Annotated in this window: 14 protein-coding genes and 1 pseudogene; 7 read left to right on the top strand and 8 right to left on the bottom strand. The window is 65.9% G+C overall.

All coding sequences use genetic code 11. The features are described from left to right. Both ASE28_RS32550 and ASE28_RS29215 read left to right on the top strand, forming a co-directional pair. A pseudogene (locus ASE28_RS32550) lies at nucleotides 1-292 on the top strand (methyl-accepting chemotaxis protein); the annotation flags it as partial. Between the two features lie 135 nt (nucleotides 293-427). Further along, complete coding sequence (locus ASE28_RS29215; protein WP_057269560.1) at nucleotides 428-2,176, top strand: methyl-accepting chemotaxis protein; 1,749 nt, start codon at nucleotides 428-430, stop codon at nucleotides 2,174-2,176. Nucleotides 2,177-2,359: 183 nt separating this feature from the next. On the opposite strand, the gene ASE28_RS29210 is transcribed toward ASE28_RS29215, so the two are convergent. Then, complete coding sequence (locus ASE28_RS29210) at nucleotides 2,360-3,247, bottom strand: aldo/keto reductase family oxidoreductase (RefSeq protein WP_057269559.1); 888 nt, start codon at nucleotides 3,245-3,247, stop codon at nucleotides 2,360-2,362. A gap of 118 nt (nucleotides 3,248-3,365) precedes the next feature. Here ASE28_RS29210 and ASE28_RS29205 point away from each other — a divergent pair, with 118 nt between their 5' ends. Next, nucleotides 3,366-4,292, top strand: coding sequence for a LysR family transcriptional regulator (locus ASE28_RS29205; RefSeq protein ID WP_057269558.1), 927 nt, complete (start codon nucleotides 3,366-3,368; stop codon nucleotides 4,290-4,292). 53 nt (nucleotides 4,293-4,345) lie between these two features. After that, nucleotides 4,346-4,885, top strand: coding sequence for a hypothetical protein (locus tag ASE28_RS29200; protein WP_157422174.1), 540 nt, complete (start codon nucleotides 4,346-4,348; stop codon nucleotides 4,883-4,885). Between the two features lie 85 nt (nucleotides 4,886-4,970). Here ASE28_RS29200 and ASE28_RS29195 read toward each other — a convergent pair whose 3' ends face one another. Beyond that, on the bottom strand, nucleotides 4,971-6,251 hold the full coding sequence (locus ASE28_RS29195) for a GNAT family N-acetyltransferase (RefSeq protein WP_057269670.1): 1,281 nt from the start codon (nucleotides 6,249-6,251) through the stop codon (nucleotides 4,971-4,973). Nucleotides 6,252-6,358: 107 nt separating this feature from the next. On the opposite strand from ASE28_RS29195, the gene ASE28_RS29190 reads away from it, so the two are divergent. Continuing rightward, on the top strand, nucleotides 6,359-8,023 hold the full coding sequence (locus ASE28_RS29190) for an NAD+ synthase (RefSeq protein ID WP_057269556.1): 1,665 nt from the start codon (nucleotides 6,359-6,361) through the stop codon (nucleotides 8,021-8,023). 70 nt (nucleotides 8,024-8,093) lie between these two features. Further along, nucleotides 8,094-8,432 (top strand): P-II family nitrogen regulator, encoded by a 339-nt coding sequence (locus ASE28_RS29185; RefSeq protein WP_015013651.1) that lies wholly within the window; start codon nucleotides 8,094-8,096, stop codon nucleotides 8,430-8,432. 117 nt (nucleotides 8,433-8,549) lie between these two features. Here the strand turns inward: ASE28_RS29185 and ASE28_RS29180 are convergent, their stop codons facing one another. The 6 genes from ASE28_RS29180 to ASE28_RS29155 all read right to left on the bottom strand — a co-directional run bounded on the left by ASE28_RS29180 (nucleotide 8,550) and on the right by ASE28_RS29155 (nucleotide 12,138). After that, nucleotides 8,550-9,143 carry a TIGR00730 family Rossman fold protein gene (locus ASE28_RS29180; protein ID WP_057269555.1) on the bottom strand — a complete coding sequence of 198 codons (594 nt, stop codon included), beginning with the start codon at nucleotides 9,141-9,143 and terminating at the stop codon, nucleotides 8,550-8,552. Next, nucleotides 9,136-9,540 (bottom strand): diacylglycerol kinase, encoded by a 405-nt coding sequence (locus ASE28_RS29175; protein WP_057269554.1) that lies wholly within the window; start codon nucleotides 9,538-9,540, stop codon nucleotides 9,136-9,138. The genes ASE28_RS29180 and ASE28_RS29175 overlap by 8 nt, the downstream gene beginning before the upstream one ends. Nucleotides 9,541-9,618: 78 nt before the next feature. Beyond that, entirely contained in the window at nucleotides 9,619-10,125 is a 507-nt protein-coding gene (locus ASE28_RS29170; protein WP_057269669.1) for an RDD family protein, read from the bottom strand. A 71-nt stretch (nucleotides 10,126-10,196) separates the two neighbouring features. Continuing rightward, entirely contained in the window at nucleotides 10,197-11,096 is a 900-nt protein-coding gene (locus ASE28_RS29165) for a DUF3106 domain-containing protein (protein ID WP_057269553.1), read from the bottom strand. 20 nt (nucleotides 11,097-11,116) lie between these two features. Beyond that, complete coding sequence (locus tag ASE28_RS29160) at nucleotides 11,117-11,572, bottom strand: DUF3619 family protein (RefSeq protein WP_057269552.1); 456 nt, start codon at nucleotides 11,570-11,572, stop codon at nucleotides 11,117-11,119. Then, nucleotides 11,569-12,138 carry an RNA polymerase sigma factor gene (locus ASE28_RS29155; RefSeq protein ID WP_057205797.1) on the bottom strand — a complete coding sequence of 190 codons (570 nt, stop codon included), beginning with the start codon at nucleotides 12,136-12,138 and terminating at the stop codon, nucleotides 11,569-11,571. Before ASE28_RS29155 ends, ASE28_RS29160 begins: the two co-directional genes overlap by 4 nt. Nucleotides 12,139-12,451: 313 nt before the next feature. On the opposite strand from ASE28_RS29155, the gene ASE28_RS29150 reads away from it, so the two are divergent. After that, nucleotides 12,452-14,248, top strand: coding sequence for an acetolactate synthase 3 catalytic subunit (locus ASE28_RS29150; protein WP_057206217.1), 1,797 nt, complete (start codon nucleotides 12,452-12,454; stop codon nucleotides 14,246-14,248). Nucleotides 14,249-14,411: the final 163 nt, after the last annotated feature.

The following is a 14,411-nucleotide window of genomic DNA, read 5'->3' as shown; positions in this document are numbered from 1 at the left end:
CCAGGCGGGCGAACTGGTGAACGCGGTGGCGGTGTTCAGGCTGGCGGGCGATGGCAGCGGTGCAAGCAACTATCGCGCACCGGCACCTGCCCCTGCGCCAGCGGTGCGCAAGCCAGTGGGCATGCCAGCACCTGCTGCGCGCGCGGCCGTAACCTCCAGGCCAGCGGCCAAGGCCCCGGTGGCCAGCCGGCTGGCGGCGCCCAAGGTTGCAGCGGCGGCAAGCCCTGCGCCAGCGCCAAAGGCGCCGGCGAAGGCGGCCGGGGGTGGGGATGATGAGTGGGAGAGCTTCTGATTCCCCGTTGCTGTTGGTGTAAGGCACCCCTCATGCGGTGACACGCCGGGAGGGCAAAGAGGCCTTGAACGAGGTGTGTGCTGGCCTGGATCTTGCGATTCTGTGTTTACAGATCGTTACTTCAGGAGACTGGCCATGAATCGGTTCAAGATTTCCACCCGCCTGGCGGGGCTTCTGGCTGTGTTGTGCTGCCTTGTGCTGCTGGTCGGCGGTGCCGGTCTGCTGGGCATGGGGCAGTCCAACGCCGGGCTCAAATCGGTGTATGACGACCGGGTGGTGCCCCTCAAGCAGATCAAAATCGCGGCCGACATGTACGCGGTCAACGTGGTCGATGCAGCGCACAAGGTGCGCGACGGCGGCATGACCGCCGCGCAGGGCCTGCAGTCGGTGGCCGATGCGCGCAAGGCCATCGACACCAACTGGAGCGCCTACCTGGCGACGAAGCTGGCGCCCGAGGAAAAGACCCTGGTGGACCGCTTCAAGCCCTTGCAGGCCAAGGCGGATGCCGCCACCGAGGCCCTGGCGGGTCTGTTCCGTGCGGGCGACGTACCGGCCCTCACCACCTTTGCCGCCAAGGACCTGTACCCGGCGATGGACCCGCTGCAGGAGGTGCTGGGCCTGCTCATGCAGGTGCAGCTCGACCAGGCCAAGATGGAGTACGACCGTGCCGCAGCCAGCTACCAGACCATCCGCGCCCTGGCCGTGGGCGCCGTGGTGCTGGGCGTGCTGCTGGCGGTGTTGGTGGGCGGCTCGATGATCCGCCAGATCTCGCGTTCGCTGGGCAATGCGGTGGACATCACCGATGCCGTGTCCCGCGGCGATCTCACGGTGGCCATCCCGGTACAGGGGCGTGATGAGATCGCGCGCCTGCTCACCGGCCTGACCGCCATGCGTGACAACCTGGCCCAGGTGGTATCGGGGGTGCGTGGCAATGCGCAGGGCGTGGCCTCGGCCAGCGCCGAAATCGCCTCGGGCAACCACGACCTGTCCATCCGCACCGAGGAGCAGGCCAGTGCCCTGCAGCAAACGGCCGCCTCCATGGAGGAACTGAGCTCCACCGTGCGGCAGAACGCCGACAACGCGCGCCAGGCCAACCAGTTGGCCATGAGCGCCTCCACCGTGGCCGTGCAGGGTGGCAACGTGGTGTCTGAAGTGGTGGAGACCATGAAAGGCATCAACGACAGCAGCAAGAAGATTTCCGACATCATCGGCGTCATCGATGGCATTGCCTTCCAGACCAACATCCTGGCGCTCAATGCGGCCGTGGAAGCCGCCCGTGCGGGCGAGCAGGGCCGGGGCTTTGCCGTGGTGGCCAGCGAGGTGCGCAGCCTGGCCGGGCGCAGCGCAGACGCGGCCAAGGAGATCAAGAGCCTGATCCACGCCAGCGTGGAGCGGGTCGAGCAGGGCACCGCGCTGGTCGACAAGGCGGGCGCCACCATGACCGAGGTGGTGGCTTCGATCCGCCGCGTGACCGACATCATGGGCGAGATCAGCGCTGCCAGCACCGAGCAGAGTCAGGGTGTCTCCCAGGTCGGCGATGCCGTCACGCAGATGGACCAGGTCACGCAGCAGAACGCCGCCCTGGTCGAAGAAATGGCCGCCGCCGCCGGCAGCCTGAGCCACCAGGCCCAGGCCCTGGTGGGCGCGGTGGAGGTGTTCAAGCTGTCGGCGGATGCGCCAGCGGCCCAGGCCGCCACCGCGCCTCGCCCGCGCCCTTCTCCCCCGGTGTCGCCACCTGCCGCTCGCAAACCGGTCGCTGGTGTGGCGCCGCGCAAGCTCGCGGCACCGACTCCCACCGTGGCAAAAACCGCTGCCAAACCGTCTGCGCCCGCAGCGGGGGCCACCGCCAAGGCGGCGTCCGATGATGAGTGGGAAAGCTTCTGAGACGGCGCGCAGGTTCTGCGCTTGGCAGGAGCGGCGATTGCACCAAAGTGATGCGTCTTTTGGTGCGAATAGCAAAATGGTTGTGAGGTGCCCTTGTTTGGTGCTTTTTGCGTGGTTGGTTGAACTGTTGTGGTGCATTTGATGGGGCTCAAGCCCCATCGTGGTCAAAAATCAACGGCTGGTTCAGTGCACTGATGTGGCGTCCGGCTGTTCCAGGGTGTTCAGCCGTGCCACTGCCTCGGGAGGCAATTGCAGTTGCGCCGCCGCCAGGTTCTGCTGCAGGTGGGTGACCGACGAAGTACCCGGAATCAGCAGAATATTGGGTGAGCGCTGCATCAGCCAGGCCAGCGCCACCTGCATGGGCGTGGCGCCGAGTTCGGCGGCCACTGTCGACAGCACGCCCGACTGCAGCGGCGTGAAACCGCCCAGCGGGAAGAAGGGCACATAGGCCGTACCTTCGGCGGCCAGCTGTGTGAGCAGGGCCTCGTCTTCGCGGTGGGCCAGGTTGTACATGTTCTGCACGCAGGCAATCGGGGTGATCCTGCGCCCGTCCTGCACCTGGCGCGCCGTCACGTTGCTCAGGCCAATGTGGCGTATCAAGCCCTGGCGCTGCAGCTCGGCCAGCGCAGTCAATGGTTCCTCCAGCGAACCCTCGGCCGGGCCGTGCACGCTGAACATGGCACGCAGGTTCACCACGTCCAGCACATCGAGGCCCAGGTTGCGCAGGTTGTCGTGCACCGCCTGCGTAAGCTCTGCGGCCGAGAACGCGGGCAGCCACGAGGCATCGTCGCCGCGCCGGGCGCCCACCTTGGTCACGATGGTCAGGCCGTCCCGGTAGGGGTGCAGCGCCTCCTTGATGATCTGGTTGGTCACGTGCGGGCCGTAGAAGTCGCTGGTGTCGATGTGGTCCACGCCGCTTTCCACGGCAGCGCGCAGCACGGCTACGGCGGCGACGCGGTCCTTGGGCGGGCCGAACACGCCGGGGCCGGCCAGTTGCATGGCGCCGTAGCCCAGGCGCTTCACGTCGCGGTGGCCGAGCCGGAAGCTGCCGGCCTTGTCGATTGCTGTCATGGGAGAGTCCTTTCAATGGAGATGCATCGACTGTAGGCACGCAGCCTGTGTACGATAAGCCGGTTGAGTGCGCACAGGTTGTGCGGCGCAGCGAACAATCCATCAAGGGATCCTGTCCATGGCCGAGCAGTTGGGTGATCTGGCCGCCTTTGTCGCCGTGGCACGCGGCGGCGGTTTCCGCGAGGCGGCGCGCCTGGGCGGTGTCGGCGCATCGAGCCTGAGCGAGGCCGTGCGCCGGCTCGAAGCACGGCTGGGCGTGCGCCTGCTGCACCGCACGACGCGCAGCGTGGCGCCCACCGAGGCCGGGGCGCGCCTGCTCGAACGCCTGGGCCCGGCGCTCGGCGAGGTGGAGGCCGCGCTCGACGTGGTCAATGGCTTTCGCGACCGACCCGCCGGCACCCTGCGCCTGAACGTGCCCGCCAGCGCCGCGCGCTTGGTGCTGCCCGCCATCGTGCCGCCGTTCCTGGCGGCCTACCCCGACATCCGCCTGGACGTGGTGGTGGAGGAAAGCTTTGTCGACATCCTCGCCGAGGGCTGTGACGCCGGCATCCGCTACGACGAGCGGCTTGAGCAGGACATGATCGCCCTCCCCATCGGCCCGCGCTGGCAGCGCATGGCCACCGCCGCCTCGCCCGCCTACCTTGCCGCACGCGGCCGGCCCGAACACCCGCGCGACCTCATGCAGCACGCCTGCCTGCGCGGCCGTTTTGCCAGCGGCACCATGCCCGCCTGGGAGTTCGAGCGCGGTGGCGAAGTGGTTGTCGTGGATCCCTCCGGCCCCTTGATCGTGCGCATCTCGGGCGGTGTGGACCTGGCGGTGGAGGCCGCGCTCGCGGGCTGCGGCATCATCCACATGTTCGAAGGCTGGCTGCAGCCGCACATCGACAGCGGGGCGCTGGTGCCGGTGCTCGAAGACTGGGCGCGGCCTTTTTCAGGGCCGTTTCTCTACTATTCCGGGCGGCGGTACCTGCCGGCGCCGCTGCGGGCGTTTGTGGATTTTGTGCGGGAGCGGGGCGCATTGCTCACGGCTACTGGCATTCAATAACGATCACACCATCCTTGCTCGCTGTGAGGTGCCTGTCTATAGTTACCAGCAGCATGAAGCAGAGCTTAGAGTTTTTGGTCCGTGGTCTTGGCAAGCAGCGTCTGTTGCCCGCTGCGGGCCTGCTCTTGCTGTCGGGCGCTGTTCTGTTTACCTTGCTTAGGTCTTATGGAGTCGCAGCCTTGGCTGGGACATTGGCTTTGGTGTCGCTGTCCGTTAGCGTGCTTCCACCTGAATATCGCACTCGGGTAATGCTGGCGTTCACGCTTGCGCCCCTGGCACCGGCAGTCGCTGTGATGATCCGAAGCGGCGAAGTGCAGGCATCTGTTGTGGTCGCGCTCTATGCGTACTACTTCTCGATGCTCAGCGTTCCTGTCTACTTACTGGTTCTGCGTCGTCGTCGCTGGTTGGGCATTGGGCAAGTTGCCTGTGCGGGTGCTGTGATGGGCACTGTGGCTGGGTTCTTTGTTTTCTCATTCGACGCGCGTGTTTATGAGAGGCTTCTTTTGATTGCCTATGGCGCACTTGCCGGCACTGTGTTCTGGCTCATTGCGTTTTTCGGGGCGAAAAAGTCCAAGGAGTCGATCTCGGCCTGAGATTTTCAAGATGCGAGGCTGCAGTGCCTTGCTCCCGTCGAGGGGGACAAGACAAGATGATTTGTTGTCTTGGCCGCAGCCGATGTCACCCCTGCCTGAACGGACTGCGCCCCTGCAGTTCCTCCAGATAGCCTTCCACCCCCTGGCCTTCACGCTCCAGAAAGCGCTCCACCGCTTCGGCAAACGCCGGGTGCGCGATCCAGTGGGCACTGCTGGCCTGCACGGGCAGCAGGGCACGGGCCATCTTGTGCTCGCCCTGGGCGCCGCCCTCGAAGCGCTGGGCGCCGTGTTCAATGCACCACTGCAGCGGCTGGTAGTAGCAGGCCTCGAAGTGCAGGCAGTCCACACGCTCTAGCGCACCCCAATAGCGGCCATAGGCCACGAGCCCATCCGTGCCGTAGTCACCCAGCGCGATCAGGCTGCTGGCGATCGGATGGCCATCCTTCTCGGCGATGAACAGCAGCCAGGCCTCGGGCATGGTCTGCGCCATGCGCGCGAAGAAGTCGCGCGTGAGGTAGGGCGGGTTGCCATGCTCCAGGTAGGTGCGCTCGTAGCAGCGGTAGAAGAAGTCCCAGTCTGCGGTGGTGATGTCGGCGCCGCGTGACCAGCGGAAGGTGACGCCCGCCTCGGCCACGCGGCGGCGCTCCTGGCGGATCTTCTTGCGCTTGTCCTGGGCCAGGCTGGCGAGAAAGTCGTCGAAGCTGGCGTAGCGGGCCGGAACGTCCTCGGCAGTCGCTGGGGGCGGTGCCGAGCCGGCGCCGGGCCGCCCCAAGCCGGCGAGAGCCCCCTCGGGGGGCAGCGAGGACACGCCAGTGCCGAGCGTGGGGGCCACATTCTTCCAATGGAATTGCACGGTGTGGCGCAGCATCAGGCCTTCGTCGGCGCTGGTCTTGATGTCGTCATTGCTGGCGAACAGCACATGCACCGACGATACGCCCTGGCTCTCGCACCATTGGCAGACGGCCTGCACCAGCAGGGCGCGGCTCTCTTCGTCGCGCGCCATCAGGCGGGTGCCGGGCACGGGCGTGAAGGGCACGGCGATGGTGGCCTTTGGGTAGTAGGGCACGCCGTGCTGTTCGTAGGCGCTGGCCCAGGCCCAGTCGAAGACGTACTCGCCATACGAGTGGCTCTTGAGGTACAGCGGGCAGGCGGCCAGCAGCGTGTCGCCATCCCACAGCGTCATGAAGCGCGGCGTCCAGCCGCGTTTGGGCGTGGCGCTGCCGCTCTCGTGCAGGGCCATGAGGTACTCGTGGCGCAAAAAGGGCGTGGGATGGCTCTGCAATGCCAGCAAGCCGTTCCAGGCATTGGCGTCCACCTCCTGCGGGGAGGCCAGCACGCGGGCGATAATGTGCAATTGCTCAGCCATGTGTGCCCAGCGGCCTGCATTGCACTGCCAGATGGCGGTCTGCGGCGGGTTGCGGGCCTGCATTGGCGGTTGTCTTCAACCTGACCCCAAGGGCCTTCTCCAGTTCCATGACGCTCTCCATTTGCACAGCGCAACTCAATTTCGTGGTGGGCGACATGCCCGGCAATGCACTAAAGATCATTGCCGCGGCGCGGGACGCCCATGCCCAGGGTGCGCAGTTGCTGCTCACGCCCGAGCTGGCGATCTGCGGCTACGCGGCGGAGGATTTGTTCCTGCGCCCGGCCTTCATCGCCGCCTGCGATGATGCCGTGAAAACCGTGGCCCGTGAGACTGCGGGGTTGAAAGGCCTGGCCATCGTGCTCGGGCATCCCCAGGCCGTGCGCGCCGATGCCCCGGCTTTCAGCGCCTGCTTCAACGCCGCCAGCGTGCTGCGCGATGGCGTGGTGGAGCAGACCTATGCCAAGCGCGAGCTGCCCAACTACCAGGTGTTCGACGAGCGGCGCTACTTCGTGGCCGGGCAGGCGCCCTGCGTGTTCGAGGTGGCTGGCCTGCGCGTGGGCCTGCTGGTCTGCGAGGACGCCTGGTTCGCTGCGCCCGCGCGCGACGCCGCAGCCGCCGGTGCACAGCTGCTGGCGGTGATCAATGCCTCGCCCTTCCACCTGGGCAAGAGCGCGGAGCGCGAGGACACCATGCGCGAGCGCGTGCGCGAGACGGGGCTGCCCCTGGTCTACGCCCATTTGGTAGGCGGGCAGGACGAGGTGGTGTTCGATGGCCGGTCCTTCGTCCTCGGCGCCGATGGTGCCGTGGTGGCGCGGGCCCCGGGCTTCGAGGAAGAGCTTTTCACTGTGCAGGTGGAAGCTGGCAGCGGCGCCGTGCAACTGGCACTCCAGGGTGACATCGCCCCGCTGCGCAGTGCCGAGGCCGATCTGTGGGATGCGCTGGTGATGGGCGTGCGCGACTATGTGGGCAAGAACCGCTTCCCCGGCGTGCTGCTGGGCCTGTCGGGCGGCATCGACTCGGCCCTGGTGCTGGCGATCGCCGTGGATGCGCTGGGCGCAGACAAGGTGCGTGCGGTGATGATGCCCTCGCCCTACACCGCTGACATCAGCTGGATCGATGCGCGCGACATGGCGGCCCGCATGGGCGTGCGCTATGACGAGATTTCCATCCAACCCCAGTTCGAGGCCTTCAAGGCCGCGCTGGCCAGCGACTTCGCGGGCCTGGCCGAAGATACGACCGAGGAGAACCTGCAGGCGCGCATCCGCGGCACGCTGCTCATGGCGCTGTCCAACAAATTCGGCTCCATCGTGCTGACCACGGGCAACAAGAGCGAAATGTCCACTGGCTACTGCACGCTGTACGGCGACATGGCCGGCGGTTTCGCCGTGATCAAGGACGTGGCCAAGACCACCGTGTTCGCGCTGTGCCGCTGGCGCAATGCAAACGACCCCTACGGCACGGGCGCCAGCCCCATCCCCGAGCGCATCATCACCCGCCCGCCGAGCGCCGAGTTGCGCCCCGACCAGAAGGACCAGGACAGCCTGCCGCCCTACGACGTGCTGGACGCCATCGTCTCGCGCTACATGGAGAACGACGAGCCCATCGAGTCCATCATCGCCGCCGGCTTTGCACGCGCCGACGTGGAGCGCGTGACCCGGCTCATCAAGATCAACGAATACAAGCGCCAGCAGGCGCCCGTAGGGATTCGCGTCACGCGCCGCAGCTTCGGCAAGGATTGGCGTTACCCTATCACCAACAGCTTTCGCGCTTGATGCAGTCTGACGGCCTGAGCCCAGGCCACGAGCAGCCCGTTCCCTTTTTTTCATCTCCAGGAGACCCGCCATGAAAATGATCACCGCCGTCATCAAGCCTTTCAAGCTCGAAGAAGTCCGCGAAGCCCTGGCCGAATGCGGCGTGACGGGTTTGACCGTCACCGAGGTCAAGGGCTTTGGCCGCCAGAAGGGCCACACCGAGCTGTACCGCGGTGCCGAGTACGTGGTGGACTTTCTGCCCAAGGTGAAGGTCGAGGTCGTCGTCAAGAGCGAGGACGTGGACCGCTGCGTGGACGCCATCGTCAACGTCGCGCGCACCGGCAAGATCGGTGACGGCAAGATATTTGTGACGGCTGTCGAGCGCACGGTGCGTATCCGCACCGGCGACTTGGACGACGCTGCTGTATAGGCTCCCCCTGAGTCGCTTCGCGCCATCCCTCTGAGGGGGACGCCACCAGTGGCCTGGCAAAGCCAGTTCCACGGTGGCACTGGCTTTGCATCGCGCCAGTTTTGGCGGGCCTTTGGCTTAGATCACCGACCGCAGCGGGATCTGGCGCGCATTGTTGCCGGCCTGTTCTATCAGCGTCTGTAGCAGTGCAGGGGTATCACTGCCTGCGTGCAGCAGCCCCATCTGCCACTCTCCCATGAAGCCGCTGGCCACGCTGTGGTTCAAAAAGGCCAGCAGGCCGTCGTAGTAGCCGGCCACGTTGAGCAGGCCCAAGGGCTTGTCGTGGTAGCCGAGCTGGCGCCAGGTCCAGACCTCGAACAGCTCCTCGAAGGTGCCGATGCCGCCGGGCAGGGCGATGAAGGCATCGCTGCGCTCGGCCATCATGGCCTTGCGCTCGTGCATGGTCTGCACGATGTGCAATTCGTCGCACTGGCGGTTGGCCAGTTCCTTGTCCACCAGCGCCTGGGGAATGACGCCCACCACGCGGCCACCGGCCTGGCGCGTGGCCTCCGCCACCGTGCCCATGAGGCCGCTGCGCCCGCCGCCATAGACCAGTTGCCCGCCATGCGCGCCGATCCATGTGCCCACGGCCGTGGCCGCTTCGGCATAGGCTTCGTTCTCGCCGGGGCGCGAACCGCAGTACACGCAGATGGAAAAAGCCGGTTCAGCCATGCGCTACCCTTTGAAAAATGGCCCCTGCCCAGATGCCCGCGCACAGCAGCAGCGCCAGCAGCACGGCGGCGCTGCCCATGTCCTTGGCGCGCTTGGACAGGTCGTGCCATTCGGGCCCGATGCGGTCGATGGCGGTCTCGATGCCGGTGTTGAGCAGCTCGACGATCATCACGATCACCACCGAGCCGGCCAGAAGGGCCACCTCCACCCAGCTGCGCCCCAGCCACAGCGAAGCCGGCAACAGCACGATGGCGGCGACGGCCTCCTGGCGAAAGGCCTTTTCACCCCAGCCGGCGCGCAGGCCTTCGAACGAGTAGCCGGCGGCATGCCAGATGCGGTTCAGGCCCGTGCGGGCTTTCTGGGGATTGGCGGGGGCGGTGGGCTGGGGTGTGGACATAAGGAAAAACCGGGATTCTCGCGCAGTGTTATGACGGTGGGCTTAAGAACCTGCTCAAAGAAGCCCGCACCGAGGTGCTTACTTCTTGCTGTGCTCGAAATGCACCAGCCGGGTGCCGGCCAGTGCATCGTGCCAGAACTGCTGCTCTGGATGGAAGCGCGCCAGAATGGCCCAGACGGCCACCCAGCCGATGACCAGGACCGTGGTTTCGCCGCCCGAGAGCGCGAAGGGAGACACGGCAGCCAGCGGCGGCAAGAACCACAGCCAGCTGAGCACGTAGCGCAGCAGGGCGCGCGGCTGGCTGATGGGGCGGCCGGCACGGTCCACCACGCGGATGTTCCAGGTCTTCATGGCCAGGGTCTGGCCCTTGGCCCAGAACCAGGTGAAGTAGATGCCGAACACCACGAACAGAAAGGCCTGCAGCGCATGGCGGTTGTCCATGGCATTGCGGGTCTGGCTCAGGGTGCCGAACAGGTAGCCGGCGATGAAGACCACGCCGAACATCAGCATGCCCTCGTACAGCCAGCAGGCCATGCGGCGCATGAGGCTGGGGGTGGTGGCGGGTGCCGTGGCCTGGGGGGCCATGTCTGCCTGCGGCGTGCTGGGGGTGGGGGAGGCGGGCATTCCGGGCTGCGCGATCGGCACGGCTGACGCCGTCAGTTGTTGGGGTACAGGCCGGAATTGTCGGCGCTGGGCGGTGCTGAAGGGGCTGCCGGGTCGGAGCCCGCAGGCGCCAGCGGTGGCAGCGCGGCCGGCACGGCGGTGGGCACGGCCACAGGGGCTGTTTCCACCACCACGGGGCTGGCGGGGCCAGAGGCCGAGGCCTCCGAAGCGGGCATTGCGGCGGGGACCGGCATGGCCAGGCGCGGGCCATGGTCGGTCACCGGCGGGATCTTGGGTGCATTGGGGCGCAGGGGGTTGGCCTGCGTGGCGGCGGGCACCTGCACCAGTTTGCGTGGGGATACCGGGTGCAGCGCGGTCGCTGCGCCCCGGGGCTTGGGTGGGGCCGTGGCGGCCAGCAGGTCGCGCTCCTCGGCGGTCAGGGCCTGGTAGGCCTCCCACTGGGCGAGCTTGTTGTCCCCGGCCAGGCGGTTGGTGCTGGCGTAGTTCAGGCGGGCCTGGCTGCGCTGCTGCGCGCTCAGGCTGGCCCATTCGGTCATGCGGCTGTGCAGCTTGGCCTGCTCCTCTTCGGGCAGCTCGGGGAAATTTACCGCCAACGCCAGCCAGCGGCGCTTTTGCACCTCGCTGATCAGCGACCAGCGTTCGGCCAAGGGGTAGAGCGCAAGCTTTTGCCGGGTGTTCAGTGTTTCCCAGCCCGGGCCTGCAGACACTTCGGCCAGGCCTTCGGAGGGCAGGGCGGTGGCGCCGCCTGCGGGGCGCAGGGCCGTCGCCGCTGCAGGGGTGGGGCGCGTGGCGGCCGACGGCAGCAAGGTGGCGGGTGCCATGCCCACCTGCTGCACGACCGTCACGGCGAAGGCGGTCAGCGCGCCCAGAAGCGCCAAAGCCAGCACGATGGCTGGCAGTGGTGGGGGGGCGTCGGGAAGTCCTTTATGCATGCATCGGGCAGTGGGCCAAATCAGTGATTCTGCGCTGCCGTCTTGAGGAACTGGACAAATCCCGGGTCGGAGTAGGCTTCTGGAGGCAGTTCGTCGGTCAGCAGAGCGGCATCCACCTCGGCGATCTCGTTGGCGCCAAACTCGTCCTGCACCGTGCTGATGAAGAACAGGCCCACCACCAATGCGATCAGCGGCACGGCGGACACCAGGGCGTTCCACCAGCTGTTGCCTTCGCTGCCGCCACCGCCGAGGGCGGCCGAGGCGCCACTGGCCAGCACCACCGGAGCGGCTGCCCTGGCGGGGGCGCGCACGGGGGCCAGCACCTTGCGCCGGGCCAGTGCCTGCATGCGCGATGCGCGCAGGCGCTCCGAGATGTCATAGGGCAGATCCTGCGAGCCATCCGTCAGCCGCGCCGATACGCGGCGGGCAAAACGTTCTGCTGCAGCTTCCTGGGAGAGGGTCGGGGTGGTGTTCACAGTTCTATTCCTTTGGCTTTCAGTGCCTTGCTCAGGGTTTGTATGGCACGAAAACAGTGCGTTTTCACACTGCCTTCCGAACAACCCATGGCGGCTGCCGTTTCTGATACATCCATTTCTTCCCAGTAACGCATGAGGAAGGCTTCCCGTTGACGTGCTGGCAATTCTTCTATCTCGGCCTCTATCTGGTGGAAGGTCTGGGCCCTTCGGGTCAGGTCTTCGGCACTTTCGGCCTTGTCTCCGTCGTCGGGGCCGGAGTACGCCTCCAGTAGATCAAAATCCATGCCATCTTCGCCGGGCCCTTCGAAGTCGCTCATGCTCGAAAACAGTGCATTGCGTGTCTTCTGGCGCCGAAACCAGTCCAGGGTGCAGTTGGAGAGGATGCGCTGAAAGAGCATGGGCAGCTCGGCCGCCGGCTTGTCCCCATAGTGTTCGGCCAGCTTGAGCATGCTGTCCTGCACGATGTCCAGGGCCGCTTCCTCATTGCGGACGTGGTAGACCGAGCGCTTGAAGGCACGCTTTTCTACGCTTTTGAGGAAATCGGAGAGTTCTTGTTCGGTTGCCAAGACGGGTCAGCCCGGGAATGGGATGCTGCAGGATATGCGCCAGTGCGGCGCCCCAACAACAGGTGCAGAGCCCCTCCTGAGAGGAGCCCAGCCGCCGATTATCGCATCCTCTGGTGTTTTTTTAGACGCAGCATGCATTTGCACGTGTTGCAGTGCGATAATCGCGGCTGCAATTCAAAAGGCAAACGGGTCACGGTCCGGCGCGGCAATCATCCCGCCCATGTCCTTGGCCTCAAGTTCCAAGCTGGCTCCACAAGAGTCCATGCAAGGGGCACCCAAGGTTTTTCGTCAGAGAAATTCACAAAGGTTGATCATGGAAATCTCCAAGGCCGAGCTCACTTCGGCAGCCGCTGCTTCGCAGGGCAACAACACCCCCTCCGCTTCCGGCTCTCAGGACCTCATGGGTGCCGAGATCCTCATCAAGTCGCTCCAGGCAGAGAACGTCCAGTTCATCTGGGGTTACCCCGGCGGCGCGGTTCTGTACATCTACGACGCGCTGTACAAGCAGGACACCATCCAGCACGTTCTGGTGCGCCACGAGCAGGCGGCTGTGCACGCCGCCGACGGCTACGCCCGCGCCACGGGTGAAGTCGGCGTCGCCCTGGTCACTTCGGGCCCCGGCCTGACCAATGCCGTCACCGGCATCGCCACGGCGTACATGGATTCGATCCCCATGGTGATCATCTCCGGCCAGGTGCCCACGCCCGCCATCGGACTCGACGCCTTCCAGGAATGCGACACCGTCGGCATCACGCGCCCCATCGTCAAGCACAACTTCCTGGTCAAGGACCCGCGCGACCTGGCCATCACGCTCAAGAAAGCCTTCCACATCGCCCGCACCGGCCGCCCCGGCCCCGTGGTGGTCGATATCCCGAAGGACGTGTCCTTCAAGAAGGCGGCCTACACCGGCTACCCCCAGAGCGTGGAAATGCGCTCGTACAACCCCGTGCGCAAGGGCCACAGCGGCCAGATCCGCAAGGCGCTGCAACTGCTGCTGGCCGCCAAGCGCCCCTACATCTACACCGGCGGCGGCGTGCTGCTGGGCAATGCCACCAACGAGCTGCGCACGCTGGTGGACATGCTGGGCTACCCGGTCACCAACACGCTGATGGGCCTCGGAGCCTACCCCGCGTCGGACCGCAAGTTCCTGGGCATGCTGGGCATGCACGGCACCATCGAAGCCAACAACGCCATGCAGAACTGCGACGTGCTGCTGGCCGTGGGCGCGCGCTTCGACGACCGCGTGATCGGCAACCCCAAGCACTTCGCGCAGAACGACCGCAAGATCATCCACGTCGACATCGACCCGTCGAGCATCTCCAAGCGTGTGAAGGTCGACATCCCGATCGTCGGCGACGTGAAGGACGTGCTCACCGAGCTGATCTCCATGGTCCGCGAAAGCAGCACCCGCCCCGATGCCGGCGCCCTGGCCGCCTGGTGGGACACCATCGAAGGCTGGCGCAAGCGCGACTGCCTGAAGTACAGCATGGGCAGTCCCGACGTCATCAAGCCCCAGTACGTGGTGGAAACGCTGTGGAACATGACCAAGGACGTGGACACCTACATCACGTCCGACGTGGGTCAGCACCAGATGTGGGCAGCCCAGTACTACCGCTTCGACGAGCCGCGCCGCTGGATCAACTCCGGCGGCCTGGGCACCATGGGCGTGGGCATTCCCTACGCCATGGGCATCAAGCTGGCCAAGCCGCAAGCCGAGGTGTTCTGCATCACCGGCGAAGGCTCGGTGCAGATGAACATCCAGGAGCTGTCGACCTGCCTGCAGTACAACACGCCGATCAAGATCTGCTCGTTGAACAACCGCTACCTGGGCATGGTGCGCCAGTGGCAGGAAATCGAATACTCCGGCCGCTACAGCCACAGCTACATGGATGCGCTGCCCAACTTCGTGAAGCTGGCCGAGGCCTATGGCCATGTCGGCATGCTGATCGAGCACCCCAAGGACGTCGAGCCCGCGCTGCGCGAAGCACGCAAGCTCAAGGACCGCACGGTGTTCATGGACTTCCGTACCGACCCCACCGAGAACGTGTTCCCGATGGTGCAGGCCGGCAAGGGCATCACCGAAATGCTGCTGGGCTCCGAAGACCTGTAAACGCAGGCCTTCGGCTCCCGCTGCGGCCTGCAGCAGGCGGCAATTGCGATTGCTGCAGGCCAATCTCCTGCTATCAGTTCGATAGCTTCACTTCGACGAATCTATTGCCTGCCGAGCCTGTGCATTACCGTGCGCAGGGGAGGGCAGCGAAAAGAGGAATGTC

It is taken from the genome of Acidovorax sp. Root219, assembly GCF_001428665.1.
Classification (GTDB): Bacteria; Pseudomonadota; Gammaproteobacteria; order Burkholderiales; family Burkholderiaceae_C; genus Acidovorax.
This window is presented reverse-complemented; position numbering and strand designations above follow the sequence as displayed.

What these genes read in the sequence shown, in the direction of transcription:
- ASE28_RS29215 (WP_057269560.1), top strand. Translation starts at nt 428, where the DNA reads ATGAATCGGTTCAAGATTTCCACCCGCCTGGCGGGGCTTCTGGCTGTG.
- ASE28_RS29210 (WP_057269559.1), bottom strand. Translation starts at nt 3,247, where the DNA reads ATGACAGCAATCGACAAGGCCGGCAGCTTCCGGCTCGGCCACCGCGAC.
- ASE28_RS29205 (WP_057269558.1), top strand. Translation starts at nt 3,366, where the DNA reads ATGGCCGAGCAGTTGGGTGATCTGGCCGCCTTTGTCGCCGTGGCACGC.
- ASE28_RS29200 (WP_157422174.1), top strand. Translation starts at nt 4,346, where the DNA reads ATGAAGCAGAGCTTAGAGTTTTTGGTCCGTGGTCTTGGCAAGCAGCGT.
- ASE28_RS29195 (WP_057269670.1), bottom strand. Translation starts at nt 6,251, where the DNA reads ATGGCTGAGCAATTGCACATTATCGCCCGCGTGCTGGCCTCCCCGCAG.
- ASE28_RS29190 (WP_057269556.1), top strand. Translation starts at nt 6,359, where the DNA reads ATGACGCTCTCCATTTGCACAGCGCAACTCAATTTCGTGGTGGGCGAC.
- ASE28_RS29185 (WP_015013651.1), top strand. Translation starts at nt 8,094, where the DNA reads ATGAAAATGATCACCGCCGTCATCAAGCCTTTCAAGCTCGAAGAAGTC.
- ASE28_RS29180 (WP_057269555.1), bottom strand. Translation starts at nt 9,143, where the DNA reads ATGGCTGAACCGGCTTTTTCCATCTGCGTGTACTGCGGTTCGCGCCCC.
- ASE28_RS29175 (WP_057269554.1), bottom strand. Translation starts at nt 9,540, where the DNA reads ATGTCCACACCCCAGCCCACCGCCCCCGCCAATCCCCAGAAAGCCCGC.
- ASE28_RS29170 (WP_057269669.1), bottom strand. Translation starts at nt 10,125, where the DNA reads ATGGCCCCCCAGGCCACGGCACCCGCCACCACCCCCAGCCTCATGCGC.
- ASE28_RS29165 (WP_057269553.1), bottom strand. Translation starts at nt 11,096, where the DNA reads ATGCATAAAGGACTTCCCGACGCCCCCCCACCACTGCCAGCCATCGTG.
- ASE28_RS29150 (WP_057206217.1), top strand. Translation starts at nt 12,452, where the DNA reads ATGGAAATCTCCAAGGCCGAGCTCACTTCGGCAGCCGCTGCTTCGCAG.